The sequence below is a fragment of the Ktedonobacter robiniae genome, from assembly GCF_016587375.1.
Taxonomy (GTDB): domain Bacteria; phylum Chloroflexota; class Ktedonobacteria; order Ktedonobacterales; family Ktedonobacteraceae; genus Ktedonobacter; species Ktedonobacter robiniae.
In genome coordinates this window covers 373,183-398,582 of sequence record NZ_BNJG01000002.1, presented here as the reverse complement: position 1 = coordinate 398,582, position 25,400 = coordinate 373,183, and the positions used below count along the sequence as shown (strand labels likewise).

The window sequence follows — 25,400 nt, the reverse complement described above, 5'->3', positions numbered from 1 at the left end:
CCTTGCTCATGGGTCTTTACAGGAGTCCAGGAACGTAAGGTCTCGTAGGCTTCTCCCCGGCTCGCAGTTCCATGGCACTCACGATCTCGTGCTCTTGTACGTGTAATGGATCTTCTTCAGGGGGAACGTGGCGTACGATGGCCTGGGGATAGCGCACCTGAATCTGCCGTATCGCGGCACGTAAGGCGTTTTCAGATGGGGCGCGTAGCAGAAACTGCACGCTTCGCGCCTGCTGTGTGGTGGCAGGTGTGCTTGCGATTTCCAGAGCGAGCGCGCTTCCTTGCAGCACCAGGGATTGCATGGTCCCCTCCAGCGCGCTGCGTTCAACAAGCGTCATCCCGCGGGCAGGGATGATGCGGGCGACAAAAGAGAGAGGCTTTTGCTGTGCCAATGGCCAGATGCTCTTCATGCTCTCTTCCCTTCCTTCTGTGTCTGCAGGCGTTGAACTGCCAGTTCTTGTGGGTCAGTGGTGATGAGGGCATGCTCTTCAGGTGAGGCATTCATTTCGACCAGCATGCGTTTGGAGCCAACGGAGAGCAAGGCCCGGTTTTGCTGTATGGAGAGCAGCAACTGCTCCTCTTCTTGTGTCAATCCGAAGGCCTCACGAGCTGCCTGAGCACCAACACTATCCAGGCGTTTTAAGACTTTGATGAGCGCGTTCTGCGCGATGATGTTGCCGTAGGGGTTGAGAATAAACTGTTCCGGATTCTGGGTGATGGTGACCAGGCTCAGGTAGTGCTTGCGCGCCTCACGTGCTAATCGCTCCAGAAAGCGTCCCCCTTCCTCGTGTGCGATGAGCGACCAGGCCTCGTCGATGTAGCAACGCCTGGGGCGTGGGTGAAAGAGGGCCTGCGACCAGATGAGCTCCGCGATCAAAAACATGCCAATGGGACGCAGTTCTCGACTGCCACGTAACTCACTGATGTCAAAGCTGATGAGCGAGGTCTCAAGCGTCACGCTGGTCTGGCGATTGAAGAGGCCAGAGAGGCTGCCATGGACGTAGCGTTCCAGTCGGTCGGAGAGACCATAGTCATCCTGGCCAACTACCCCGCTTTTGAGCACATCGTAGAGATCGCGCAAGAAGGGGGCCTGCCGGTCATGGGTGCGCGGATCTGCCGTAATGCCCACCCGCCGGTAGCACTCATAGAAGGTCCGATCAAGGAAGGCCTTCTCCCGCGCAGAGAGCGTGGTAGGATGAGGGATGTATTCTGCGAGCAGCAGATCCAGGAACGCGTGCAGCTGCGTCATCTTTTCCGCGAGTCGGTCTCCTCGCCGCTGAGTGGTGACATACCAGTCCATGTCGACCCCCTGGGGTAACACATCAAAGGGGTTAATGGCGTGCTCTGAACCCGGCGAGAGGCGAAGCACCGTTCCCCGAAACACGTCGACCAGGCGTTCATATTCGCGGGAAGGGTCAAGAATGAGGACCTGAGTATCGGGATGACGGAAGCGTTCATGCAACAGCCACAGCTTGACCGAATAGGACTTGCCACTGCCAGTGACCCCACCCCAAAATTCGTGTGGGCTTTCCAGCGCCCAAGGATTGAGTAGGACGGGTTCACCACTGGTGGTCACTCCCACAAAGGTGCCGTCCTGCATGGCGAACGACTCACTCATGAAGGGGAAGGTGCAGGCAGCGACGGTACTGGTTGTGGTGAAGGTGCGCCCCAGCGTATCCGTACAGGTGGGTTGGCATGCGCGGAAAGCCTCCGCATGTTCCAGGGTGGTTGGATGGGCCACGAAGAGATGCTGATGCAGGATCTGGCGCAGACGGTCGGTGCGTTCATTAAGGGTGGTGAGATCTGGCGCACGGACGAGCAGGTAGAATCCCATCTCCAGCATGCTTTCTTCCCCGGATGCCAGCGGCCCAATGAGTGCCGTCACATCAGCTTCAGCGACCTGGAGCGTCGGGTCCTGTTGTCGGCCTCGATGCAGGTTCATGCGCTGGGTGGAGGCGTACTGCTCTTTGCGGAAGAGCAGTCGCTTGACGAACTCGGCAGTGTTTTGTGGCGAGAAATGGAAAGAGAGATCAAAGATCTCATCGCAGGCGAGCAGCGGCGAGAGGCATCCCTCCACAATTTCGCGTGGGAACCCGACGACGGCGAGCCCACGCACATATTCCTCGCCGACCTGCAGATAGCGCGGGGTGACGCGCACACTTTCCGGGGCCAGCAGGTCTTTGAGGGCCATGAGGTCGGCTGGTGCCAGCAAACGGTCGCGAGCCGAGGGCAGGAGCAAGGCCTCCTCCATCTGCACGGTATACGGATCGAACGTTGCCTCTTCCTCCTGGGATGAGGGCGAGAGCACATCAAGGGCTGGACGCGCAAAGGGTTTATCGGAGAGCGCAAAGACACGCTCAGGCAGCGGAAAGCGCAGCGCCTGCTCTCCCTGGAGCGCGCCATGCGCCAGATCGGCCAGTTCTTTGCCTGCCAGACGGTAGCTGAGTAACCCCATCGCGGCCAGTTGATGCTGTATGGCCTGAACGCGTGTGGCGAGGATCTGTTGGGCCTCGTCCAGACGCTTCTCTCGTGCACGCGTTCTGGCTCGACGACTGAGCAGGCGCCAGAGAGAGCTGTTCCAGGTGGTGGTTGGCCCCTCTTGATCAGCGGTGAGCAGGAGGTAAAAGCGGCGATCAATGAGGGTACGCTCAGCTCCAAGCAGACGCATCGCGCGTTCATGCGAGATGGCAATCTCGAAGGCTTCTCCTTGCCAGAGGGCCTCGTGGGCATGAAGCTCTTCCACATAGGAGGAGAGATCCATACGCTTCGAACGAATGAGGATCTGGATGGGAAAGCGCAGCGAACGCAGAAGGGCGCGAAAGGTGAGCATCATCGCCCTGCGTTCCTCTTGAGATTTCAGCGTATAGTTGGTGGCTCGAATCTCAAGGGCTGCCAGATAGTCACGTTCCCGCGGTCCCTCTGAGAGGGGCGCACGATTGACCTGTACATCCTGAACAATATGATCGAGCAAGACAAATTGCTGTTGTACGCTCCCATGTTTCCGCTTCCGTCGATGCTGGCGACGAGCACGAGGTGAACGCTGCGAGCGTGCTGACCGAATCTTTTCCGCCTGGGACCGCTCCTGCTGTGCTGCGAGGAGCGATGAGTCGTTGGTAGGCTGATCATCGTACACGATTATGACCATCCCTCCTGTTCGTGGTCACGCTGACCCTCTTGCGTATGGGCGCTGTTGTGCGTGTGAAGACGACGCTCCTCGGCTGCGTCCCATTTGGCGCTGCGCCATACAGAGGTTCCCGGGGAGAGATGTGCGCGTATCCACACCAGGACCCAGAGTTCCAGGGGGCGGCCTGCAATCTGGAGAAAGGTGCCGGCCAGTGTCACCAGCACCAGTGGGAGCACGGCCAGGAACGCGAGTCCTCGGCTCCAGAGAAGCCCTCCTCCCCAGGCGATGGCCCAGGTCAGGACCTGCAGCCAGGTGGCATAGGCCAGGCTTGCGCCCGTGATGAGGAGCAACAACTGGCGTGCGGTGAGCCCAAAGAGCAGCTTATCCGGCTCATTTATGTGCGTAGGCACGGTGTAGGTCTGGCGTCTGGTGGATACCTCTGTCGTGTGGGTCGATGTCATTGCAAAAAAGCTCCTTTCATATATACCCCCTCAAGGGGCGGCGTTATTGATGATGGACGAGATGGCCGTAGCGAGCAACACAAGGGCCAGCCCTCCCAGAGCGCGATAGAGCGCGGCCTTCGCGTGATCCTGGGATCGTTCATGAGGAAACATGAGACCGATCGCTCCCCACGCAAAGAAGAAGAGGGCGACGGCATAGGCCACGGGTTTGATGCCGTTGTCGTAGAGATTTTTGAAAAACTGGGTGATGGTCGAGGCGTCCCCTCCTCCTCCTCCCCCAGCGGCTGCTATGGCGAGTGGGAAGAGGGGATGGGGAATGGGAGGGGTAGCCAGCCAGCCCACAAGGTGAAGCGCGAGCAGTCCTTCCAGGACCCGCACCACGGTGGCAGCGAGCGCCGGGTGCCAGTAAATCATGGTAATCATTGTTATTCTCTCCTTTTCGTTCTTTTTTTAGGAAATGGTCAGGGGGTGGAGGTAGCCCACCACCTCAAAGACATTCCAGTACCCGTTCTGAGTATTGATGGATCCATCCGGGTTGAGAGGAAGGGTTTGAACCGGGAACTCGCCATTGGCCTGGGCAAAGGTGATGGCGGTATGGTGAGGGTCAACACCAAGGACAATACTCACGTGTCCATAGGCCCCTCCATTCCAGGCCATAATATCGCCAGGTTGTGGGAGGTTCCCACGCGCAGGGAGGCGTTGCCAACCCGGCTCACTGGCAAAGTGCTCCCAGTACTGATTGGCATTCTGCCCCTGGACGGGGAGTGGCTGGACATAGGCATAGGCGGCGATGACGAAGGCCACACACTGAAAGGTGTCTGGCTGCCAGGAGGCACACCTGGGACAGTGCGCGTTGGCCCACGCGATGATCTCGGGCGGAAAGCCCGCGTCATAGTAGTGGTCAGCTCCACTGCCCTGGCAATCGGTAGGGAGGCGAGCAGGGGTGCAATGAAGGTGAGCCGCCATCTTGAGCACCCATTGCACCACGTCGCCGCGTTTCCCCGAGCCTGAAGCATCGATGGTTGAGAGACCAGGATATGCTGTCTGAGGGGCTCCCTGAGCCTGTGCGTCCATCGCGACCGTCATGCTTGCGCCAAACATCCCAAACACAACAAGGATCATGCCGCCAAGAAGGAGGAACTTGAGCATCCCTTCTCACCTACCTTTCCTTTCGCTTAGAGGGCCGCGATGGCTCGAATGGCCATCGACTCGACCTGGGTCGTGACCTGTGATTGGACGGAGTCGGCTTGCTGTTGCGCCTGCAAGATCGGGCGCAGGGCATAGTTCTGGATCATGGAGGGCAAGCGTGGGACTAAATAGAACACGGCTCCACTCAGAAGGAGCGCCACAATCTGCTGGATGATCGTGTCGAGCCCCGCGACTGGGCCTGTGCTGATCTGGATGCTGGTGCTATAGCTGACCAGGAGCCCGCCCAGGCTGAGCGCGGTGATCTGGAGAAATTGGATCATGACGGTGGAGACAAAGGCAGAGAGCCAGATCTGGCCCCAGCGCTGGGTTTGTGGGAGCGCCAGGCAAAGCAGGCCCAGCGGAGAGAGGGCAGTGAGCAAGGCAACCACGGCGAGGCGAACCAGCATCTGCCAGGCGAGCCAGAGCATGTGCCAGAAGAGAAAGACCACAAACCAGACGCGTAGTAAGAACCCGATGGCCACCTGATCGGGTGTTTGCCCTACGAAATTGATCATCAAGGACAGGGTGTCTTTGAGAAAGGAATGGAGAAATAGCTCGTCGATACCCAGGCAGAGCGCATTATTGAAATCGATGATGAGTCGACAGATGTATAGGCTGATGTGGGCGGCAAGAAAGGCCACGCAGAGACGTGGGAGGGCTTCCTGCAAGGAGGGCATGGGCACGCCGATACTTCGTCCAATGAGCACGTTGTAGGCCAGGAAGCCGACAAGGACCACCACCGCTGTATCCAGAAAGCCTAGCTCCCAGCTCACCATCTGCTGAATCTGACTGTTGTCATAGGTGGCGAGAGCCGGGGTCTGGGACAGGAAATTAAAGGGATTTTGCAGAAAGAGCTCGATGATGGGGCGCACGATGTTCCAGATCTGCTCGGTCAGGTTGGCCAGGAACTCATTGCTGTAGCAGGTGACATCTCCAATGCCACAGGCAAAGGTTTGCTGCTGAGAAGAAGGGGTGAAAGGCATGAGTGCGTATTCGCTTCCACCTGCCTGGATGACGGGAGGAGCAGAAAGCGAGGTGTATTGAACGTCGGAAGATGCGCCAGAGGGAGCAGGTGGATGTGTAGTGAGCAGCATACCCACCATCACGAGGAGAACAATACCTCCCGAGCGTGTGAGCATGACGTACGGTCTTCTTGTCATCAGTGAAAGCAATACGCGAGTAAACAGGTGAGACATAGGGTGGCTCCTTCTTCGTTGTTGATCTCTCTGTGTCAGGGTAAGTGTACTCAACGAGGGCATGAAATGGGAAGAGGAAAACCACCCAATAGTGGGCGAAGTTCTTCCCAGTTTCGGGCGAAGTCAGAGCCATATGGGTGCGAGGTGTGCCTGTATATTCGCTCGAGGCGCACGTTGAGGCCGATACATTGGGAGCAACTCCTTGCCATCAGCGGAAGAGGTCTCTTCTGCTACCGGAAGTGCAGAGAGATCTTCAGTTGCAGCCCTGAAGGATGGAGACGATCGACCTGATTGCTCATCAGTGCCAACCATAGCGAAATGGCTGATTTGTTTTTGGGTGAGGTGATATGTACTCATCTCACTGTCATTATTTTCATGTTTCTTTTTTGGTGAAAGAGAATATGTGAGATGAGTGAATTCATCACGCGCGTGCGCGCGTGTATGCGTATGGCTCTCTCGGGTCTGCGTTTGTTGCGCAGAAACGTCGACCTTTTCTGGTGCTAAAGGTCTATAATCTTCAACGATCATAGACTCGTTTCCAGAAGGTCGAGTATTTTTCGCAAGAGTCGAAGTTTTGAGCAAAGGTCTCGTATTCTCGCCAATGCTAGACTTTTATCGGAAGATCGACCTTCTCCAGAAGGGTCGACGTTTTGGGCATCGCCTGGAATGAGACCCCATGACGGCATCTGCCAGGAGACGGGAAGGAGGCCATGTCTTGATGAGTGGCTCCCTTTATGTATTTTTGCATACGTTTGGCTGGCAATTGTTTTTATGGGGGAGACGTGAAAAATACGAATAGTTCTCGCTGGAAAAGAAGTTGATGCCCAAAAATACAAAAATTTTGTAAAATGACCATGTGTGCTAAAACGGTATGGGGGGCTGTATTGAGCTGAACTTTATAAATGCTCTCAACGTGCGGGTCGAGTTGGGAGCAGTCTCTGTCTGCCCCTTCCTAGAGGAAAGGACAGGCAGAACAAAACAGACGAGAGAGAAATGTTGAAGCAGTTTCTGGCGGTGCAAGTTACTCCTCGCTTGCCTCCCAGAGGGGTTGAGTGGTGCGATATTCCCGCACAGAACTGATTTTCCCTTCCTTGAAGCGAACAAGGGAGGCTCCTTCAAAGCTCTTATGCGCCTCGAAGATCCATTCAAGAAAACAGAGCTCATTGGCAACAACGAGCGTGGTAATGTCCCATCGGTTGATCTTCCAGGGGCCATACTCGCCTGCAATGCGCTTTTCCACCTCGCGGATGATCTTGTGAGCGCCCCGAATGGCCTGGCCTTGAGACTCGATGAGAACACAGTCTGGATGGAGTGTACTCAGGATTTTGGCAGGGTTATGTTCCTTCCATCCATCTACATAGGCGCGAATAAGCTGTTCTGCAAGCACTTGATCCAATTTTCAACCTCCATGTTGTGCTCAAGGGATGGTGTTGAGAGAAGAAACAGCCTCTCGTGGGAAGGCTGACTCTCTGAAATAGGCTTCGTCTCCATGTTTGATCTTGACTCATCTCTGCTTTGGGAAAGCCCGATATTGGGAAGGAAACCTTCTCATGTTCTGGGCCATGTGAAAACCAGTATGCTCTTGGGAGGTCCGATCCTGAGAGACAGGTCAAGCTGTCTTGCCTCTCGCCAACAAAGCCAGAAGAGAGTGTCCATCACCACTGAGGATATTGCCAAAGCGTCCATTTCCCAGAAGGAGTATACCAGATAAAGGCGCGGATGCAAGAGGGAAGGTAGTGCTCCCTTAACTGGTGGAGGGACATACAACCCCCTTGCTTCGTTTCCGCAAGGGGCGAGAGGGTGGAGGTCCCGTTTTCTGGCCCGCCTTTTCCAGGGTTGGAGGTCGCCCTCGTCGTCTTGGGGGAACCCAGGCCGGGGGAGCCACGCGAAAAGTGAGCAGTTCCCGCACGCTCCAGATGTGGTTGGTCAGTCCGCTCGCGAGAGCAGGGGTGATGAGCACTTCTCCTCTGCGTGCCTGTACTCTGGTCGCTCTTCTGCTCAACTCGCGATGAGGCCAGCAAAAGTTATACGTGCAGCCCACCAACCACATCCCGGCTTCGAGTTGAGAGACTTTGCGTGCGGCGTGCCGACAACGCCTACTCAGACTAGCCAGACGCTCCCTCATGGTTCCATTAAAGCGTTCGATAAACGCAGTATTCAACACCTTTCCTCCCAGCGTTTGAGCCACGATCTCGTTGGCTCGCTCAAGTGATCCTTGTGCCATCCGCCGAATCACTTCCACCACCCGCTTTTTCGCCGTTTTCTTGATCACGGTTCCGATGAGCACCTCAGGCCAGGTCTGGAGCCGATGACGCCCACGACCAGAAGGAGAAGGTGTTTTTTTCGAAACGCCCGCCGAATGCTGCCCGGATAGGCTGACCAGCCGTCGGTCAAGATCAGCAGGGGACGCAGCAACCGGGCACAGGCTTTGACCATCTGCAGGAGCTGATCGGACAGGTGACGATCACGAGTCAAACTGACCACTCCTCCCAACCACAAATGTGTCGAAACCATCAGGGCCATCGCCATCCACGGAATGATTGTGCTGCCTTTGGCTCGAATCTCATCCGCCTGCACGTGTTGCAGATCCAGCTTCGCCTGGACCACCTGATCCTGGTGGACTCTTTGGCAATGGGCTCCTGCTCGTTGTTGCCACCGGCCAACGGTTCGCTCATCCAGATCATAAGCATGGACGATGGCCTGAGGTGGACACCCATAGGCAAGCAAGGTGACGACAATCACAACCAGGTCCTCTGGTTTGCGCAGACCCTCAAACATGGTTCCTGCCCGTCCGCTAAACGTCTTGTTGCACACGTTGCATTTATAGCGCTCACGCTCCTTTCCGTGGCTGACGATGTTCCCAGTTCCGATCTTTCCTCTTGCAGGACAGTCCAGGTTCCTCTGAAAGAGCTGGAGAAAGAGACAAAAACACCCCCCTGTGGGTCAAGTGACCCAAGAGAACCTCATCCGCAAGCTCGTATGCTGGAAGCAGGATTAAGCGATCTGAGTAGGGGTCAGCGTCACCTGATATCCCAACCGTTCAAGCTGCCTGGTTGCCCGTCGCTCAGCATGCTTGCGATCTAATTCCGAAAAGTAGTTTGCTCCTCTTTCCTGATAGGGCTCACCAGTCGTGAGCATGTGATAGTAGATGACCAGAATGCTGTGAGCCACCGCCACGACAGCACGTTTGTTGCCACGACGAGCAGCAATCTGATGATACTGTGCCGAGAGATAGCTGTGCTTGGTTCGAGCGGCGGCATTGGCGGCTTGAACCAGCATCGCTTTGATCCAGCGATTGCCTTTGCGAATGCGTCCACTTTTGCGTTTGCCTCCACTCTCGTTATTGCCAGGACAAATGCCCACCCAGGAGGCGAGGTGAGCGGCATCCGGAAAAGGAGACACATCCGAGCCTATCTCAGCCAGGAGAACTTCGATGATTCGACGGCTACACCCAGGAATAGCATCGAGCCGCTGAATCAACGCCTCCTGAGGGCGCAAGCGCTCCTCAATCTCCCTGTCCAGGCGCGAAATTCCCCGATCATGTCGCTCGATCAGGGAGAGCAGTTCCTGCAAGAGGAGGCGGTGATGGTCCCTCAGGCGTCCACGCAGTGCTTGTGCCAGCGCGTCACGTTTGCTCATCGCACGTCCCAGAGCCAGATCTGCTAACACGGCTGGATCTTCCTCTCCGCGAAGGAGAGCCGAGAGAATCTGCTGTCCTGATTTCCCCATGATATCCGTCAACACGGACGAGAGCTTCAGATTGGTATCTTCCAGCGTTTTGTGGAGCCGATTCACCAGCCGGGTTCGCTCGGCGATCAGAGTTGTGCGCAGACGGGTCAGATCACGAAGCTCTCGTTGTTGGGGTGACGGGATAAAGCTGGGTTTGAGGAGCCCAAACTGCAAGAGTTCGGCGATCCACTCCGCATCCTTTTTATCGGTTTTGCGACCTGGAACGCGTTTGAGATGTTCGGCATTGACAATCATGACCTGCTCAAAGTGCCCTTCCATGAGGTTGAAAGGGGACTTCCAATACACCCCGGTTGACTCCATCGCGATGGCCTGGCACCGCGCTGTTTTCAGCCAGTCAACGCACGAGAGTAATTCACTCGTCATCGTCGAAAAGCGCCGCAGCTCTTTGTGTTGCTGCCCTTTCTCATCGACAGCGAGCAAACATGCCACCAGAAATTGTTTGTGGACATCAATCCCGCAACAGCTTCGATACAGGACTTCCATCAGGGTTCCTCCTTCTGATACGCTGTGGTCAATGGTTAGCGATCAGCGACCAGGAAGTACCCGGCCTGTGAGGTTAGATTCCTCTACGTGCTTCTGGAAAAGAGCGACAACTGGCGGTGCAAACGGGTACCTGGAGACAGCTTCGGGCTCACGCTCATGTTCATAACTGGGCGTCCGTTCTCACCTGGCCGCGATCTCTCCAGTATATCCTCTTTCATCCCTGGTGGTGTCCCGGCACGGGGCATGCTGCTTCGGGCAAAATAGCTGCGATGCATCTTTCAATAATGTCGTGCTTTTCATATATTACAGAGTACTGATGGATGCTTCTTTTCAAAATCCAGCCGCTTTTTCATCCGCCGGCTAAGAGAGCCCTACCAGGAGAACTACGGGTGAGAGACTTTTCAGGCACAAGGTAGCAATGCTAAAGGAGGACAAAGCAGTGATCATTACAACGTACGTCCAGGCCAGCGATTTTCTGGCACGGGCACGAGCCGAAATGGAACGGAATGAGGTATTGAACGGCTTACCTCTGGGTATCGCGCTGCGTTTACAGCAGTTTCCGGATCGTATCAAAAGTCTGCCCTATCTGGCGACGGTAGAAGAGACGGGGCAGTTGATCATGGCGGCGGTAATGACGCCTCCTTTCAGGCTGATTGTCACTAGTAATCAAGGAGATGGCTTTGGCGAGGCCCCCGCATCGCTCATCCACAATCTGCGCGATCAGGAGTGGTCAGTTCCGGGGGTGATGGGGCCAGCGTCCCTCTCCGACCTCTTTACCCAGACCTGGACCAGCCTGACCGGTCAGGTAGCTCACCTGAGAACACGCGAGCGGCTCTTTGAGTTGACGCGAGTCACTGCTCCCCGACCCGGACCAGGCTCGCTGCGTATCGCTACTCCAGACGATAGCGATCTGGTTACGAGCTGGGGGAAGGCTTTTCAGCAAGAGGCATTGCAGACTACTCCGAGTGATGAGGAGGCAGCTTCCTGGGCCAGCGTACGTATCGGCAATGGGGAAATTTATCTTTGGGTACTGCCTGATGGGACGACTGTCTCACTGATAGGTACGACGCGTCCGATCTCGCGAGTTATCAGCATTGCTCCCGTCTACACCCCGCCAGAACTGCGGGGTCATGGCTACGCCTCACGTGGTGTTGCTGCGCTTAGCCAGCAGTTACTTGACAGCGGTTGGGAACGGTGCAGTCTGTTTACCGATCTCGCCAATGCTACTTCCAATAGCATTTACCGGCAGGTGGGTTACCGACCCGTTTGCGACTTTCACGAGTATGACTTCTTGGGTTAATAAGTGGTCTGGTTTCGCGTGGCTCCCCCGGCCTGGGTTCCTCCAAGACGACGAGGGCGACCTCCAACCCTGGAAAAGGCGGGCCAGAAAACGGGACCTCCACCCTCTCGCTCCTTGCGGAAACGAAGCAAGGGGGTTGTATGTCCCTCCACCAGTTAAGGGAGTACTACCAGTACGTTGACAGGGCAAATTTGTTAAAAGGAATTCACTTGGCAGTTTTTGGGATTTTTGGCTTTCTTGATTTATCTGCACTTAATCTGATTTATTAGGAAACAGCAGACGTAGAAGAGGAGACGCATTTGGGAAGATATCAGTCAGAGAGCCGCTTTTATCTGCATATTCAGTTGACCGGCATTGAGCCACCTATTTGGCGCCAAATGGTGGTGCCTGGTGCTATCAGTCTACACACCCTCCATAAAATGCTTCAGGTAGTCATGGGGTGGGAGAACTCCCATCTCTACTTGTTCAGGTTAACCATCAATAAGAAAACAATGGTGTATGGTCTTCCTGATCCTGATTGGGATAATGCAGATATGCGCATCAGGGATAGCCGACGCACAAAACTTGATGCAACCGTCTGGGCCGAGTGGCTGAAGTTGACCTATGAATATGATCTGGGAGATAGCTGGATACACCAGATTACGATTGAAAAGATCGAGCATCTCCAAGATGAAAACAGAAATGAGGATTCTTTTTGGATGACACCTCGCTGTCTCGCCGGTGGGCGGGCATGTCCTCCAGAGGATGTCGGTGGGATAAGTGGATACACTTCTTTCCTTGAGGCACTGAGGAATCCCAAGCATCCTGAACATACACGTCTGCGCCAGTGGGTTGGTGCGTCTTACGATGCCGAACTCTTTTCTGTTCAGCAGGCCAATTCAGCGCTAGCAATCTTGGACTGAGAGCCATCTCTCAATTTGCCTTGAACGGGCCTGCTACTGAATCACAAGAAGCTGGCAAATGAAGGCCATTTTCCCAGCATATTCTCCTCCATGAGAATATGCTGGGAAAATCAAATCTTTATAGAATGGGGTGAAGAAACTTGGTCATCACTGGTTGGAAATGGCTCATGGCTTCCGTTGCCCACTCTTGTAATGCGGTAAGGTTTGACTTCGTATCTGTAATTTCTCCTGAATGGTACAAGGCGATGCGGGAAGCTCGTTTATCATCCATACGATCCCACTCCAATGCTTCTGCCAGTTCTCCTAACTCCTTTTTTATTTCTTCTCTACGCTCATAAAGCGCATCGAAAATGAGTTTGTTTCTTTCCCTATCTCCAGTATCAATATATAATTCCACCCTAAAACTATGAAAATGAGTAAAGGAGAAATCAAGCCAGGTAACTGGGGCACCTTTATCTGGTATCCATCTCCACCGCATCCAGTGTGTACCATCGGGAGAAGGGAGACGGTAGTATGGAAGATGTTTTTCTTGTAATGTCTGAAGAAGCTCACTAAAAAAGTCAATATGCTGTCTTTCTCGTTTCTTAATACGTGAAAATATGATTTTTTCTTCAGACATATTAATTCTGGAGACGCGCCAGCCCGCATCAAGCCATTGCTGAGATTGGATGTGGGCGACAGAGTCATTTGCCCACCAGGAGCGATGCTGGCGTGCTGATGAAGGTAATTGACCACGAATAATAGTTTCTACCTCTTGAAACGTTAATGCAACTTTACTCTCCGTAAGAGGTCGTTCCCGTAAATAAAAAGCAAGTAAGGCGTAATGGCTTTCGTTTCCACTAATGGGTTCGTCTACGATTGCAGACCCAGAACCGTTTTGTTGTTGTATAAGTTGGGTGCCATACAGGTAGATGAACCAGTCCAACTCGATAAAGTCACGTGTTCTGAGTATCTTATGCAATGAGAGCAGTACATCCTGGAGTTGCTGCCAGGACTGCGTACTGGCAGCAGTGTGCCCCATATGCTGTAAGTGCTCCCTAGTGGCTCCGTTGATAATGCCGATGTCCTCAGGATGGAAGATCATACCAAGCCCGGTGGCGTTGTTCTCGCCGAAGCCCTTCGTGTTCAAGACTTGCTCTACCTTTTGTCGCGGAGTGAGGGTCGGGTTATTGAGGTGATGAAGCGCCTGCTTGACCAGGTGAAAGCGCGTGTGTTGCTCTTTAAGCATGGGAGCAAAGATAGCCGAGGTTTGCCCAAAGTGGTAATTCCCTTGGAGTTCGAGGTCTCCGGTATGCAGTGCTTTGTGCAATTCGTCCAGCGTCAGGTGATGTTCGGCCATGGCTTTATGCAGCTGGGTTTGCTCATAGTAATTGGAGAAAATATTCAATTTAACTTGACGGCTGCGTAGATAGGTGCGTGACTCAAGCCGCCAGATCTTGCGTTCGTAGGTCTCAATGTCTGGTAGGGCTTCGGGATCAATAGTCAAGGTGCGAATCTGTTGTGCACGAGTGCGGCGGACGTCGACAATGAAGTTTGCCATTGCGTTGCGACGGAAATCGAGGTAAGCACGCTTGAGCGCCTCAATATCATGAATGGGCATAGCAGCAATCTCCAGCTTCAATTGTTGGTTTTTACATAGAAATATGATGTGCTGTGTTTCGTTTGTTTATGGATGGCAAAGATTTCTTTTTATCACAGAATTGAATACTACTCCAGGCACATTTGCTTCTCTATGAGAATAGGTAGGGTCGTGGAAAATGATCGTATCGCAAAATTTAATAATTACAGTTGGTTCTGCTTGGCCTAAGAAGATACACGGATTGTATATCTTATATGTATATAAGTCAATCGCATATTAAGCCTTTAATCCAAATCCGGTTTGATATTGCCTATTGCAGATTTCCCTACTCTCTAGGTGTCTGCTATTCTTTTGGTAATGCTTTCCCATCGTCTGATACAGCTTCAGCCATCTCCACACCGCTATTTTGCCTGCTTTTACCCTTGGAATTTTGGCGCTACTTTGGCATATGCAAAATAGCCGCCTAAGAGATCATTTTCAATTTCGTGTATGTGATGAGGAAGCAGGGTATCTGGCAAAAGCGAGTAGGCAAAGGCTGGACCTGAACACTGCCAATTTTTGCGAGCCTGTGTTTGAAAGGCACTGCGTAGATTTTTTGCGGAGCCAATAAAGAGCAGTTCACCAGAATCACTATCTACTATTTTGTAGATACCATACGACGTTGGAACCTCGTTTCTACTATGGAATGAGTAGAGTTCGCTCCAGTTCAGCCACATCCACGTTTGTTCAACTGGGGTGGCGGTTAATAGTAATGGGGGATAGCTTGGTCCTCCATGTAAGTTCCTTTGCCCTTCTGGCAGACGTTCACCTCTCCGCCCAGCTTTTCTATCACCCGATTTTGTATACAACGGATGAAACCTGCCATGATTTGCAAGGGTTGAAGTACCGGTTTCTACCCGATATCTCCATAAGAGATAGTGGACAAGAATATCCAGATTTGGGTGCGTCGTATCTGTTGCTGCGGAACACTCAAAATGAAGGCCTTCTGCGTTTTGCCATGCCCAGAGTGATGGCGCTGCTGTATGCGGATCGTTGAACGGCATTTGTGTACTATCTTTTGCCAGGTTACGGTAGAGATCCCCAATACGTCCACGCAAATCGCGACCCGTTGATCCTATATAAAATAACTCGTCACGTTCAATCGCTCTAATTCGATAAATACCTTGACCAGTGGGGAGAGCAGGGCTAGATAATGGGAGCCAACCTGTCCAGACAATGCCTTCCCAATCTAAGCTCATAAATGATTTGTGCTCAGTATATGGTTGGGACGATTCTTTGATGGCAACTACTCCCGGTAGAGATGTGTTGCCCTGCTTGTTTTGCTGTTCATGTTCAATCATAAGGTTGGTGATCTGTTGTCTGTGTGCAGGCGCAGAACCGTTTTGTTGCGTAAGTTGTGTGCCATACACATAGAGGAACCCGTCCAATTCGATGAAGTCGCGTGTTCTGAGTAACCTATGTAATGAGAACAGTACGTCTTGGAGTTGTTGCCAGGTCTGCTGACTTGCTATAGTGTGCCCCATCTGTTGTAAGTGTATCCTGGTGATGCTATTGACGATGCCGATGGCCTCAGGATGAAAGATCATTGCAAGACCGGTGGCGTTGTTCTCATCAAAGCCCTTCATGGTTAAGGCCTGCTCTACCTTTTGGCGTGGAGTGAGTGCTGTATTGTTGAAGAGATGGAGAGCCTGCTTGACCAGGTTGAACCGAGTGTCTTGCTCTTTGAGCATAGGCGCGAAGATATCCGAAGTTTGCCTGAAGGTATAGTTCCCCTGGAGTTCGAGATCCCCGGTATGCAACGCTTTGTGCAAATCGCTTAGTGCCAGGTGATGTTCGGCCATGGCTTTGCGAAGTTGCGCTTGCTCGTAGTATTGGGAGAAAATATGGAGTTTCAGGCGACTGCTGCGTAAATAGGTGCGTGATTCTAGCTGCCAGATCTCCCGTTCAAAGGTCTCAATGTCAGATAGAACCTCCAGATCAGAGGTCATAGCACGGATCTGTTGTGCACGAGTGCGGCGGATGTCGACAATGAAGTTTGCCATTGTGTTGCGACGGAAATCGAGATACGCGCGCTTGAGCGCCTCAATATCATGAATGGGCATAGCAGCGATCTCCAGATTGTGAGTTTTTCTTAAAAAATATGAAATATGCCCCATCGCGTATTGATGATAGAGAATGCCTCTTACGTGGGATGTTGAATGTAGCCGCTTGCTTGTCGGCATACTTCTAAAAGGCTGTTCAGTCAAGCGGCATCGCCGGAAATACTCATATGGCAAAGGCAGAAGGTGTTTATTTGCATTCATCCAGGCATATAGATGGGATTTTATATCTTGTGTAAAAATAAGTCAATCACGATAAAGAAAAATATTTGTTCTCTTCTATGCTGAGTGAGTTTTTGCTGCTTGACAAGCATTAAATGCGGCCCTACAATAGTAGGCAACCTGAAAAGAAGCAATATGAGCTGCTCGAAGAGAAGAAATAAGACAGTCATTATTGAGGCAAGGCATGAATTATTATCTTTATCCTGACGAGAGTGAAACACTTACCATAAAAAACTTTTACCCATTCAATGACACACTGACGATTAGCTATTCCTCAGATGGGTTGCTATCATTTCAAGTGGATGAGCGTGTGTTCGTGCTTCAGATTAAAGAAGAATATCTGCTCCCCTATGAATTCAGCATTGAGGGCATCAACCGCTCGGCACAAACACTGGTGTTACGTGTGAATGATATTTACCAGAATGGTTTACCGCTCGCAACGCTTGCTGTCCTGTTACCAGAACTTGAGTTGTTTACTGGTACACAACTCACCAGGCAACAGGTCTCAGGGATTGTCAGTCTGATGAATGCCTTCACCCTGAGTGATCTCGATGGCTACCCCCTCAATGAAGGTGAACCTAAAGCGTCCCTCATCCGTGAATCCAGCGCCGATGCTCCAAAAAAAGATGAACCAGGGGAACTTACACTGGCAGGCCTTGACGTGCTCAATGCCAACTTGAGTAAAATGGTCACGCAGTTTGAGTCGATGCAATCCTCTCTTTTGTCCAGGCTCGCCTCTGGTGGGCAATCAGAGGAGGTGGTAGATGAGGATAGTGACGTTGATGACGAAGAAACGATTGAAGTCATAGACTCCGATGAGGAAGACGAAGCGCTCTTTGAAGAAACTGAGGTCTTAGATTATGTCAAAGATCGCATTCGCAAGCAGGGCTATTCCTTTGATGATGAGACTGTCTACAACTACCATATTTGCCTGAAGACGCGCCCCTTCGTTATCCTGGCCGGACTTTCGGGAACAGGCAAATCGAAGCTTGCCCAACTCTACGCTGAGGCCCTGGGGCAAGACGGCACGTTTAAGCGCCTCCCGGTACGTCCCAATTGGAACGATGACCGGTACCTGTTGGGTCATCTCAATACGATCACTGGAGAGTACATCACAGAACCTGCCGTGGAATTTGTCCTTGCCGCGATTGCCAATCAGAAAAAGCTTTACAGTCTCTGCCTCGATGAAATGAACCTTGCACATGTCGAATACTACTTCTCGCAGTTCCTTAGCGCCATGGAAGGGGACAGCGAGAAAGAGCGGCGTATTGAGCTGATGAGCCAACGGGCATTCGCCCAATTGCAAGAGCAATACCGCGGCCAGAAGAAGAATGCACGGCTCAGACTCCCGCCCGCGGAGATTTGCCTGCCAGATAACCTTCTCTTTACTGGGACGATCAATGTCGATGAGACGACGCAGCCTATCAGCGACAAGGTGATCGATCGTGCGAACACGATAGAGTTTTTCAATGTTGACCTGAGCACTATCCCAGAGCCAGGCGATTCTCGTCAACCGCTGCCGCTGCCCATTTCCAATCGCGCCTGGCAGAGCTATCGCGCTAGCCATCCCGATACCCGTTATCGCAACCAGATCGTCGAAATAGACAAGATCCTCAAGAAAGTGAATATGGGTCTGGGCTACCGTATCGTCCGCGAGATAGAACTTTACCTTGCCAATAGTCGCGGGCTTCTCGATCCTCTGGTCGCTTTTGACCTGCAGTGCAAACAGCGCATCCTGCCGAGAATTCACGGGTCTGAATCCATTGATGAGATGCTGGGCGACTTGATCGCCTTCAGCAAAAAAAACAAGCTCGATCGTACCGAAAAGCGGCTGCAAGAAATGAGGAGCAGGTTGAAACGCGATGGCTACACCAGCTTCTGGCGCTAATGCCAATCCGGACACGTGGCTGACACTGAACGGAAAACCGTTGAGCTTTCAAGAAGGTGCCGAAAATCTTGAAGCTGGAGCGATGGAATACAGGCGTAATGAACTCATTATTACTGCCTATGCGCCTCGCCCAATAGAGATTTTTATCGATCAGGTTCAATTGCATACCCATGACTATGGCTACTGGCAGTGGAGGCCACGCAGTTATGCTGGCCTGTATGAGGTGCGCGTAACTGCGCCTGGCTACCCTGATGCGATGACAAACGTTCGGGTCATCCCTCAGTACTTTACGCAAACGCTCTATCAAAGGATGCAGGATGATCTGAGTGCGATCGCTGCTGATCTTCTTTTTAGTTTGGTCTCGAGTGTGAGCGAACGTGTGAAGAGCGTCAGGCGGCTTCAAGAGACCTCTGCTTTGCAAGATTATCGTCATGTACGAGCCATCGTTCATAAACTGGGCGATGTTCTCAGTGAGATTCGTCGTGATCCTTATTATGTCTTGAGCAAGACGACGGAACAGCGAGACTGGCACGATGTCTGGCAATTTAATGCGGACTGTCAGAGTATTGGTGGAGATGCGATTCACGTTCCTCGGCGATCAACTGGAAACGCGCGTTCACTAACACTCCCTACACGCTGGCAAGTTGCTCACTCCACCGTTTCCTATGATGTGTACGAGAATCGTTTGCTAAAACAATTTTTACAAAAACAGCTCGTGGCGAAACTCAACTCAATTCAGGAACGGGCGGAGAGCGAGATCAAGCAGCGCAGCGTTACTCTGGCATACATGCAACGAAATCACTTTCAGAATGCCGAAGATGAACAGCGCGAGATTACGGCTCTAAAAGGTGCAATCGAGCAATGCCAAAGCATGAAGGTTCGTTGCAGACAGTGGGGTAGTGAGCGGTTTCTCCATTCTGTACAAAGCAACGTATTGGGCGGAAAAGCAACACAGGTCCTGCTCAAGCACCCTATTTACAGCCGCTTTTATAAGCTCTACTTGGAATTTCAGCAGCAGCTTCAAATAAGCCTGAACGCGCAGGACTATCTGACGGAGCTCAGTGTGCGGAAAATCCCTGAGCTCTACGAGATGTGGAGTGTCTTCGCGCTCACCAGGATGGCGATTGACGAATTGCTGCGCAATGGATACGAACAGGTCTCCCAGGGTCTCTTCTACGAGGTAGAGAAAAATAACTTTCGTTTCGAGGTGCGCAAAAATGCTGCCAGTATTGTGCTCGCCAAAGAGGAGAAGCGCATCAAAATCATTTATGAGCCGGTCTACCCCAATCGCAATGTGACCAGGGCGGAGGCGTTGGTGACGACGAATGGGAGGAATTTACCTCAGACACCGGATATGTCTATTGAGCTTTATGAGCACAATAAGCCACAAGCCGTTTGTATTTTCGACGCCAAGTATAAACGGGTACGAGAAACAGATGGGTACTATTATCCGCTTACTGAGGACATGGACAAAATGACGAACTACGTGACTCGCATCAAGTACCAACGGTATGACAGTGCGGCTCGAGATTTCAGGACACGCGATATCGTCTCATCTGCATATGTGCTCTATCCTGGAAATCGTATTTACGAGGAAGGAGACGGCGAAGTTGGAGGCATTCCCTTACGACCCAATATGCCCTCACATCTCCAGGAGGCGGCCAGAAAAAAGCTCCATGACATTCTCTATGAGGCAAACATGATCTGATCGCTGTTTGTTGGGGCAATATGTAGATGCCTTGGTCATGAAGGGCTCTTACGCCTATATCGTGTGTTTTTTTGGTGACGAATGCAGGTACAAGTTGCCTTTTGTGCAGGATAGTCGACTGTTTACCTACTTGCCTTTTCGCCCAGATTACTGATAATAACACCTGAAATTCTAAAAAGAATGTGAGAAATATGACCGATTATTTTGACGTAACTGCCATGCCAAGGCAGTTACTCGTTCCAACAAGGGAACAACTCTTCTCCTTCTGTCACGACCTCGTGGAAAGTAACATTGTCATGTTCCCATGCCTGATCCTGCAACCTCAAGAACATTTTGATCATCAATCATATCAATCATGTATGTATCTGGACTCCATGGAATATAGGCCTGGACTTCCCAAACCAGTGAGTGGTGCATTGGATCAAGAGGGCCAGGCGGACCTCCTCTTCTATTGTAATGATGAAGCTACCTTGCGCGAAGCCATTGATAACATTCCCTCTGGGGAATCCAACCTTTGTTTCCGCTTCGACAATCTCAATTTTGGGAATAAGGATATCGCGGCACTCTATCAATCTGGCTTTAAAAACAATATAGAGGAGCACCAGTGGTCTGGCATACGCGTGAGAGCAAAAGTATTTGTATTCCGCGAACCCCAGAGGATCCCAATAGATTACGAAGGAGAGGATGAGTATAGCGACCTGGGGAATTTGGAGGAGATGGTCGAGGCTCGGGAAGATGTAGGAGAGCAGTATGATGGTACATGGAGCCACAGACACTACCGTCCAACATGTTATTGTGTCCGAATAGGGTGGGATGGAGGAACCGGCCATCTTAGCGCCTCTATCAGAGCAGTCCTCAGCCGCCATTTTGGTGCTGATTTCCTCGAAGGATATTCTGGAGGAACTTTAGATCAATAAACGCTTCTCTTGTAGCGAGCATGCCATTGCTGAACCCACTCAGCATTTGATGGCTCAAGAGGTCAGGCGACGGGATTGCAACCACTGTGACTGTGTGATTTGACAACCGATTTGTCCTTGCCAGTGACGCATAAGCTATCCAGTAGTTGGCTTGTCAAGCCAGTCGAGAACCGTGCCGAAAATCGGTATAGTTCAGTTTTTGACGCATATCCGTGACTGTGGCACCATTTTTGACAGAGTTCGTGTCCATTGGTCCATTCATGCAGAGATGAGCTATTTTATTCGTCTCTGCATGGACTACGAGGACAGTAATTGGTTCAAACCGGACGGGATATAGTTCAAAGTGGCAAAAAGACGGTTTGTAGTCGAGCAAGGGCACGTGACTAAATGATTCCGGGTCTCTGTCTTGCGGGTGAAATGAGATAAAGGGAGGAAGAAAAAAAGCTTATCATTCGTTGACTTGGTAAGAATAAAAACAGCCAGAATAAAATATGCTCATTATAATTTGTTCGCCTTTGGGCGACAAGGTGAGCGTAGAACATGTATTTTTTGAGGAGGTTGAGCAAATGAAATATTATAAAAAAATTACTGGTAATCGTTTATATCTCTCACCTATAAATACCGATGATGCAGAGAAGTACATAAAATGGCTGAACGATAAGGCAGTAGCCAAAACATACGCTCAGTATTCATCGGTCGTATCATCGAAAAATGATTTGAAATGGCTTTTTGAGCCTGCAAATGGGGTACATCGTTATGCTATAGTGCTCCTTGACGGTGATGTATTGATTGGTAGCATCAGCCTACATGACATCAACCACCTAAACCGTAACGCTTTCATTGGCATTTTTATAGGCGAGGAGGAGCAAGGCAAAGGGTATGGTACTGAAGCCATTCGGTTAATACTTGGCTATGGATTCAATACAATGAATCTTAACAACATCATGCTTTCCGTCCATGCTGACAATTATGCGGGCATCGCTTCTTTCAAAAAGGCGGGTTTACGGGAAACAGGACGACGGCGCGAGTGGGTATTCAAAGACGGAAAGTACATAGACGTGATTTACATGGATATATTGGCACGCGAGTTTGAAGAATAATGTGTGCTTGGATAATAACCACGCAGTACAAGCATTATCTCCATTCACATTGTATTCCAAAGGTGGGCATTGGCTCTATCAAGCTCATCGGTTCCCCCTAAAGGACGGAGAACCATGATTCCCTCACGAATGAGTGGCTGTAGCTCTGCTGCTTCAAGTGGCTTCTCAGGCCAGTGAACTACTTTGCTATTTTGACTCATAAGCTGTCCGGCCGGTCATTGACCCATAAACGTTCCGATCAGGACAAAGAGATTGTCAAACCACAGACTGTGAGCTTCTTGGACGTTGTACACAGGAAGTTTCTTGATTCTGCAGTAGGTACGTTTTTGTGTTATCTCAACAAGAACAATGCTTTCGTGCGGAAGAGTTTATGCTCTGAACAGCCCGAACGCCGGAATTCCCTTTTCTTTTACTCGCAACTGCAATACAATCTACTTGTTTGATTGTAAAAATATTTGTGCGTTGCCAGGTGATTGTATGAAGCGATTGATGTTGATTAGCTGCTCCGGTAGCAAGAATCCTACCTCTGGAATGCTTCCCGCGATAGAGCGCTATATCGGTGGCGTGTATAAAAGTATTAAAAAAGCTAGGAGAGAAGGATATTGGCCAGCGGAAACGGATATCCTTATCATTTCCGCTAAGTATGGGCTTATTTCTGAAGACACGCCCATTGAGATGTACGAACAGAAGATGACCAGGGACCGTGCCGTAGAATTGCAAAAAGAGGTCAGCAGCAATCTGGATGTGCTTTTACAAGAGAGGAACTATAATCAGATTTTTCTGAATCTGGGCAGCATATATATGCAGAGCATTGCGTTATCCTCCGAGATTGATCAGGCTCGCCGCACTGGTATTGTTCAAGAGGCGGCGGGGGAGATAGGTATGAGATTACGCCAGACAAAACAATGGATAGAAGAGCAGCATGAGGTGAATAGAAAAATACCCATTGATTAATGGAGTTCATTACAGACATGCCTCAGAAAACACTACAATTCCTGAGAAAGTACCAGGAAGTAAATTTATTTATAGGAGTGGCTTTCTATGCAAGGACGACAGCAAAAGTATTGGGCTTTTCTTGCCAATCCAAAAATATACAATATTGAAAAAGCTATTCAACAGGAGGAAGATAGCTGGACTACTAAAAGGAGTAAAGTTCGAGCTGGCGATCGGGCCATCATCTGGAAAGCCAAAGGGAAGGATCAGCACAGAGGAATTGTCGCACTAGCCGAAGTGTTGACAGATCCCATACCTGCAAAAGCCCGTAATGGGTGGCAGTATTGGGTAGATCAACAAAAAGCAAATGAACAAGTAGATCGAGTGCAAGTGCGCTACTATGTCCCCTCAATTTTGCCCTTGTGGGACGATCGGACAGATGTGCCTATTTTGAAAGAATTGACTGCGTTTCGTGCGACAGGTGGATCGGTATTTCGCGTCACCGCTGATCAATGGGACACGCTTATGGAAATTGTCGGAGGGTGGCCTGGAAGCACTCCTAAATAGCCAGCGTTGAACGTGCTATCACAGAATACGCAGAAAAAAGACGTTTGGGACAGGGATATGTCCTCGATGCCGATCTCCGTCGAGCTATCGAACCGTACACGATGGAGATCGCAAAGGCCTTTTATGAAGAACAGGGGCGGAGCATCTTCGATGTTTCTGCCACTCATTCCTATGATTTGCTCTGCACCTCGGCAACTGGAAAGGAACTTCACGTCGAGGTCAAAGGAACGACCTCGGACGGAACACAAATTTTGCTCACAGCAAACGAAGTGACGCATGCGCAAAATTTTTATCCCAATGTCGCGCTCTTTATCCTCTCGCATATCCAGGTTACTTCAACAGCACCTTTGAAGCTCGAAGGTGGCGAAATTCAGCGCCTGGAGCCCTGGAATATTGGCGAAGGGACGCTCTCACCCCTCGCCTTCTCCTATAAAACGGGAAAAATAAACAGAATTCTCCAATATGACTGATACGTCACGATAGTTCAGAGTATGGCAAATGCGAACAAATAACCTGGCGTGTCGTAGACTCTTCCACATTGGATCAACCCGAAAAAATGGGAATGCATGGTTGGCGGAACCGATATCCTACGCCTGCGATCGTTTCGAGATACGTAGGCTGCCTGGGATCGTCTTCCAGTTTGAGGCGCAGGGTATGCAGGTAGACGCGGATGTAATCCACTTCCTCGTGATACCCTGTACCCCAGACGGTGTGGAGCAACGACTGATGGGTGAGGACCTTCCCCCCTTCGCGCATGAGCGTCAGGAGCAAGGTACATTCTATAGGTGTCAGACGTAGCATCTGCCCACGAACGACGACACATCGTTCCACGCACAATAAGCGAATCTTTGTGTCCTCGCTTTCCAGCACCGAGCATGGGCCAGTCTGCCTTGAGGTATCACACGAGGATGAGAGGGATGCGCGATAGCGCCTGGCATGCCCGTGTAAGCGCGCATGGAGCTCCTGTTTTCCGCAGGAAAAGAAGACATAATCGTCGGCGCCGGCATCAAGCATCCTGACAATGTGCGCTTCCTCTTCCCGCTCAGAATAGATCACCAGAGGCGTGCGCGGCGTGATCTGGCGAATCTGTTGCACCTGCTGGGTATGCATGCAGCAGGCAAGCCAGACATCGTGTTGCATCAGTCGTACCGTCATGGCGGAAGCGCTACTTCCGAGATGGGCCAGGTGGGTTACCTTGAACTGCCCACCTCGCAGCCGTGGTCGGAGCATGCGCGCTTCTTCCTGTGTCCCCAGCACGAGGATGTGAGGCGGGTGTTGTTGCCCGCTCTCCAGGGAATATCTGGTGTTCATGATCTCTTCTTTGCACTCCTTTTGTAAGGCCTGTCGATGTGGGGGTGAGATGCACAGACGTTTGGGCCTGTGCATCCACTGGGTTGGCTCAGGATGCTTTCGATTGCCAGATGGTGAGGTGGCGTGTGTGCAGGATATGAATGAAGCGCTCCACCTCATCGAGTGGCAAGTGAAGCATACACGCAATATCTCGGGGCGTATGGCGTCCATTGCTGAGCAAAAAGACGTGGCGGAGACGAATCGGAAGTGTACCCAGAGGCACCTGCTCAACGGGAACTGCCTGAGAGGGAACACGATCTGGCTCCTCTGTGTCGCTGCTTACGGCGGGCAGCGATGTGGTCTCGGCATCGGCCACGTGGATGTTCTGGTATGAAGACTCCTGCCAGAGAAGCATGCCTGCTGTGTGCAGCACATGGAGCGCATCACGATGCTGCATGAGGACTCGTCCGTTCGCGCGGATGTAGATCTGGCAGTGAATAATCTTCCCCTGTTCAAAGGCCACTTCGGCGATGGTCTCCTCGCCTTCTCGTTGACCTGGAAGGGGAAGAGAAGGTGGAAGGATGGTTGTCAGGGACAGGGTTGCGTGTGTCGCCCGCATCTGCTCACAGATGGCGATAAGAGGCAGGTGATAGGATGGCGCTATCTGTGTCGCGTGTGTCTGTTGCATGGTCTT

At 51.5% G+C, this 25,400-nt stretch carries 23 protein-coding genes; 9 read left to right on the top strand and 14 right to left on the bottom strand.

Translation table 11 applies throughout. The annotated features are described in order from the left end of the window. Positions 1 to 16: 16 nt before the first annotated feature. The 10 genes from JMJ04_RS46705 to JMJ04_RS22285 form a co-directional block, all read right to left on the bottom strand. Positions 17 to 409, bottom strand: a complete 393-nt coding sequence (locus JMJ04_RS46705) for a hypothetical protein (RefSeq protein WP_236038294.1) — start codon at positions 407 to 409, stop codon at positions 17 to 19. After that, entirely contained in the window at positions 406 to 3,144 is a 2,739-nt protein-coding gene (locus tag JMJ04_RS22325; protein ID WP_236038293.1) for a VirB4 family type IV secretion system protein, read from the bottom strand. Before JMJ04_RS22325 ends, JMJ04_RS46705 begins: the two co-directional genes overlap by 4 nt. Beyond that, positions 3,135 to 3,584 (bottom strand): PrgI family protein, encoded by a 450-nt coding sequence (locus tag JMJ04_RS22320; protein ID WP_201372683.1) that lies wholly within the window; start codon positions 3,582 to 3,584, stop codon positions 3,135 to 3,137. Before JMJ04_RS22320 ends, JMJ04_RS22325 begins: the two co-directional genes overlap by 10 nt. Positions 3,585 to 3,614: 30 nt before the next feature. Next, on the bottom strand, positions 3,615 to 4,007 hold the full coding sequence (locus JMJ04_RS22315) for a hypothetical protein (RefSeq protein ID WP_201372682.1): 393 nt from the start codon (positions 4,005 to 4,007) through the stop codon (positions 3,615 to 3,617). A gap of 27 nt (positions 4,008 to 4,034) precedes the next feature. Then, entirely contained in the window at positions 4,035 to 4,733 is a 699-nt protein-coding gene (locus tag JMJ04_RS22310) for a CHAP domain-containing protein (protein ID WP_201372681.1), read from the bottom strand. A gap of 26 nt (positions 4,734 to 4,759) precedes the next feature. Continuing rightward, positions 4,760 to 5,968, bottom strand: coding sequence for a type IV secretion system protein (locus JMJ04_RS46700; protein ID WP_236038290.1), 1,209 nt, complete (start codon positions 5,966 to 5,968; stop codon positions 4,760 to 4,762). 1,021 nt (positions 5,969 to 6,989) lie between these two features. Next, entirely contained in the window at positions 6,990 to 7,355 is a 366-nt protein-coding gene (locus JMJ04_RS22295) for a nuclear transport factor 2 family protein (RefSeq protein WP_236038579.1), read from the bottom strand. Positions 7,356 to 7,712: 357 nt separating this feature from the next. Then, a complete protein-coding gene (locus tag JMJ04_RS46695) occupies positions 7,713 to 8,240 on the bottom strand; it encodes a transposase (RefSeq protein WP_236038288.1) in 528 nt (175 codons plus the stop codon). Further along, positions 8,237 to 8,746 (bottom strand): hypothetical protein, encoded by a 510-nt coding sequence (locus tag JMJ04_RS46690; RefSeq protein ID WP_236038286.1) that lies wholly within the window; start codon positions 8,744 to 8,746, stop codon positions 8,237 to 8,239. Before JMJ04_RS46690 ends, JMJ04_RS46695 begins: the two co-directional genes overlap by 4 nt. 216 nt (positions 8,747 to 8,962) lie before the next feature. Continuing rightward, entirely contained in the window at positions 8,963 to 10,201 is a 1,239-nt protein-coding gene (locus tag JMJ04_RS22285; RefSeq protein WP_201371172.1) for an IS110 family RNA-guided transposase, read from the bottom strand. Positions 10,202 to 10,640: 439 nt separating this feature from the next. Between JMJ04_RS22285 and JMJ04_RS22280 the strand changes: the two genes are divergently transcribed. Both JMJ04_RS22280 and JMJ04_RS22275 read left to right on the top strand, forming a co-directional pair. After that, positions 10,641 to 11,501 carry a GNAT family N-acetyltransferase gene (locus JMJ04_RS22280; protein ID WP_201372679.1) on the top strand — a complete coding sequence of 287 codons (861 nt, stop codon included), beginning with the start codon at positions 10,641 to 10,643 and terminating at the stop codon, positions 11,499 to 11,501. A 299-nt stretch (positions 11,502 to 11,800) separates the two neighbouring features. Continuing rightward, entirely contained in the window at positions 11,801 to 12,403 is a 603-nt protein-coding gene (locus JMJ04_RS22275; RefSeq protein WP_201372678.1) for a plasmid pRiA4b ORF-3 family protein, read from the top strand. A 118-nt stretch (positions 12,404 to 12,521) separates the two neighbouring features. Here the strand turns inward: JMJ04_RS22275 and JMJ04_RS22270 are convergent, their stop codons facing one another. Together JMJ04_RS22270 and JMJ04_RS22265 are read right to left on the bottom strand one after the other, a co-directional pair. Continuing rightward, positions 12,522 to 14,003: a DUF4268 domain-containing protein gene (locus JMJ04_RS22270; RefSeq protein WP_201372677.1), complete on the bottom strand. Its 1,482-nt coding sequence runs from the start codon at positions 14,001 to 14,003 to the stop codon at positions 12,522 to 12,524. 395 nt (positions 14,004 to 14,398) lie between these two features. Beyond that, complete coding sequence (locus JMJ04_RS22265) at positions 14,399 to 16,084, bottom strand: hypothetical protein (RefSeq protein ID WP_236038284.1); 1,686 nt, start codon at positions 16,082 to 16,084, stop codon at positions 14,399 to 14,401. A 403-nt stretch (positions 16,085 to 16,487) separates the two neighbouring features. Here JMJ04_RS22265 and JMJ04_RS22260 point away from each other — a divergent pair, with 403 nt between their 5' ends. The 7 genes from JMJ04_RS22260 to JMJ04_RS22230 all read left to right on the top strand — a co-directional run bounded on the left by JMJ04_RS22260 (position 16,488) and on the right by JMJ04_RS22230 (position 23,886). Beyond that, entirely contained in the window at positions 16,488 to 18,191 is a 1,704-nt protein-coding gene (locus tag JMJ04_RS22260) for an McrB family protein (protein WP_201372675.1), read from the top strand. Further along, positions 18,166 to 19,899: a DUF2357 domain-containing protein gene (locus JMJ04_RS22255; RefSeq protein ID WP_201372674.1), complete on the top strand. Its 1,734-nt coding sequence runs from the start codon at positions 18,166 to 18,168 to the stop codon at positions 19,897 to 19,899. The genes JMJ04_RS22260 and JMJ04_RS22255 overlap by 26 nt, the downstream gene beginning before the upstream one ends. A 191-nt stretch (positions 19,900 to 20,090) precedes the next feature. After that, positions 20,091 to 20,816 (top strand): hypothetical protein, encoded by a 726-nt coding sequence (locus JMJ04_RS22250; RefSeq protein ID WP_201372673.1) that lies wholly within the window; start codon positions 20,091 to 20,093, stop codon positions 20,814 to 20,816. A gap of 566 nt (positions 20,817 to 21,382) precedes the next feature. Continuing rightward, positions 21,383 to 21,916 (top strand): GNAT family N-acetyltransferase, encoded by a 534-nt coding sequence (locus JMJ04_RS22245; RefSeq protein WP_201372672.1) that lies wholly within the window; start codon positions 21,383 to 21,385, stop codon positions 21,914 to 21,916. Positions 21,917 to 22,393: 477 nt separating this feature from the next. Beyond that, positions 22,394 to 22,870 (top strand): DUF6884 domain-containing protein, encoded by a 477-nt coding sequence (locus tag JMJ04_RS22240; protein WP_201372671.1) that lies wholly within the window; start codon positions 22,394 to 22,396, stop codon positions 22,868 to 22,870. Between the two features lie 87 nt (positions 22,871 to 22,957). Further along, entirely contained in the window at positions 22,958 to 23,416 is a 459-nt protein-coding gene (locus JMJ04_RS22235; RefSeq protein WP_201372670.1) for an EVE domain-containing protein, read from the top strand. Positions 23,417 to 23,460: 44 nt separating this feature from the next. After that, positions 23,461 to 23,886, top strand: a complete 426-nt coding sequence (locus tag JMJ04_RS22230) for a protein NO VEIN domain-containing protein (protein ID WP_201372669.1) — start codon at positions 23,461 to 23,463, stop codon at positions 23,884 to 23,886. A gap of 73 nt (positions 23,887 to 23,959) precedes the next feature. Here JMJ04_RS22230 and JMJ04_RS22225 read toward each other — a convergent pair whose 3' ends face one another. Both JMJ04_RS22225 and JMJ04_RS22220 read right to left on the bottom strand, forming a co-directional pair. Next, a complete protein-coding gene (locus JMJ04_RS22225; protein ID WP_201372668.1) occupies positions 23,960 to 24,727 on the bottom strand; it encodes a winged helix-turn-helix domain-containing protein in 768 nt (255 codons plus the stop codon). Positions 24,728 to 24,815: 88 nt separating this feature from the next. Beyond that, complete coding sequence (locus JMJ04_RS22220; protein ID WP_201372667.1) at positions 24,816 to 25,394, bottom strand: hypothetical protein; 579 nt, start codon at positions 25,392 to 25,394, stop codon at positions 24,816 to 24,818. Between the last annotated feature and the right edge of the window lie 6 nt (positions 25,395 to 25,400).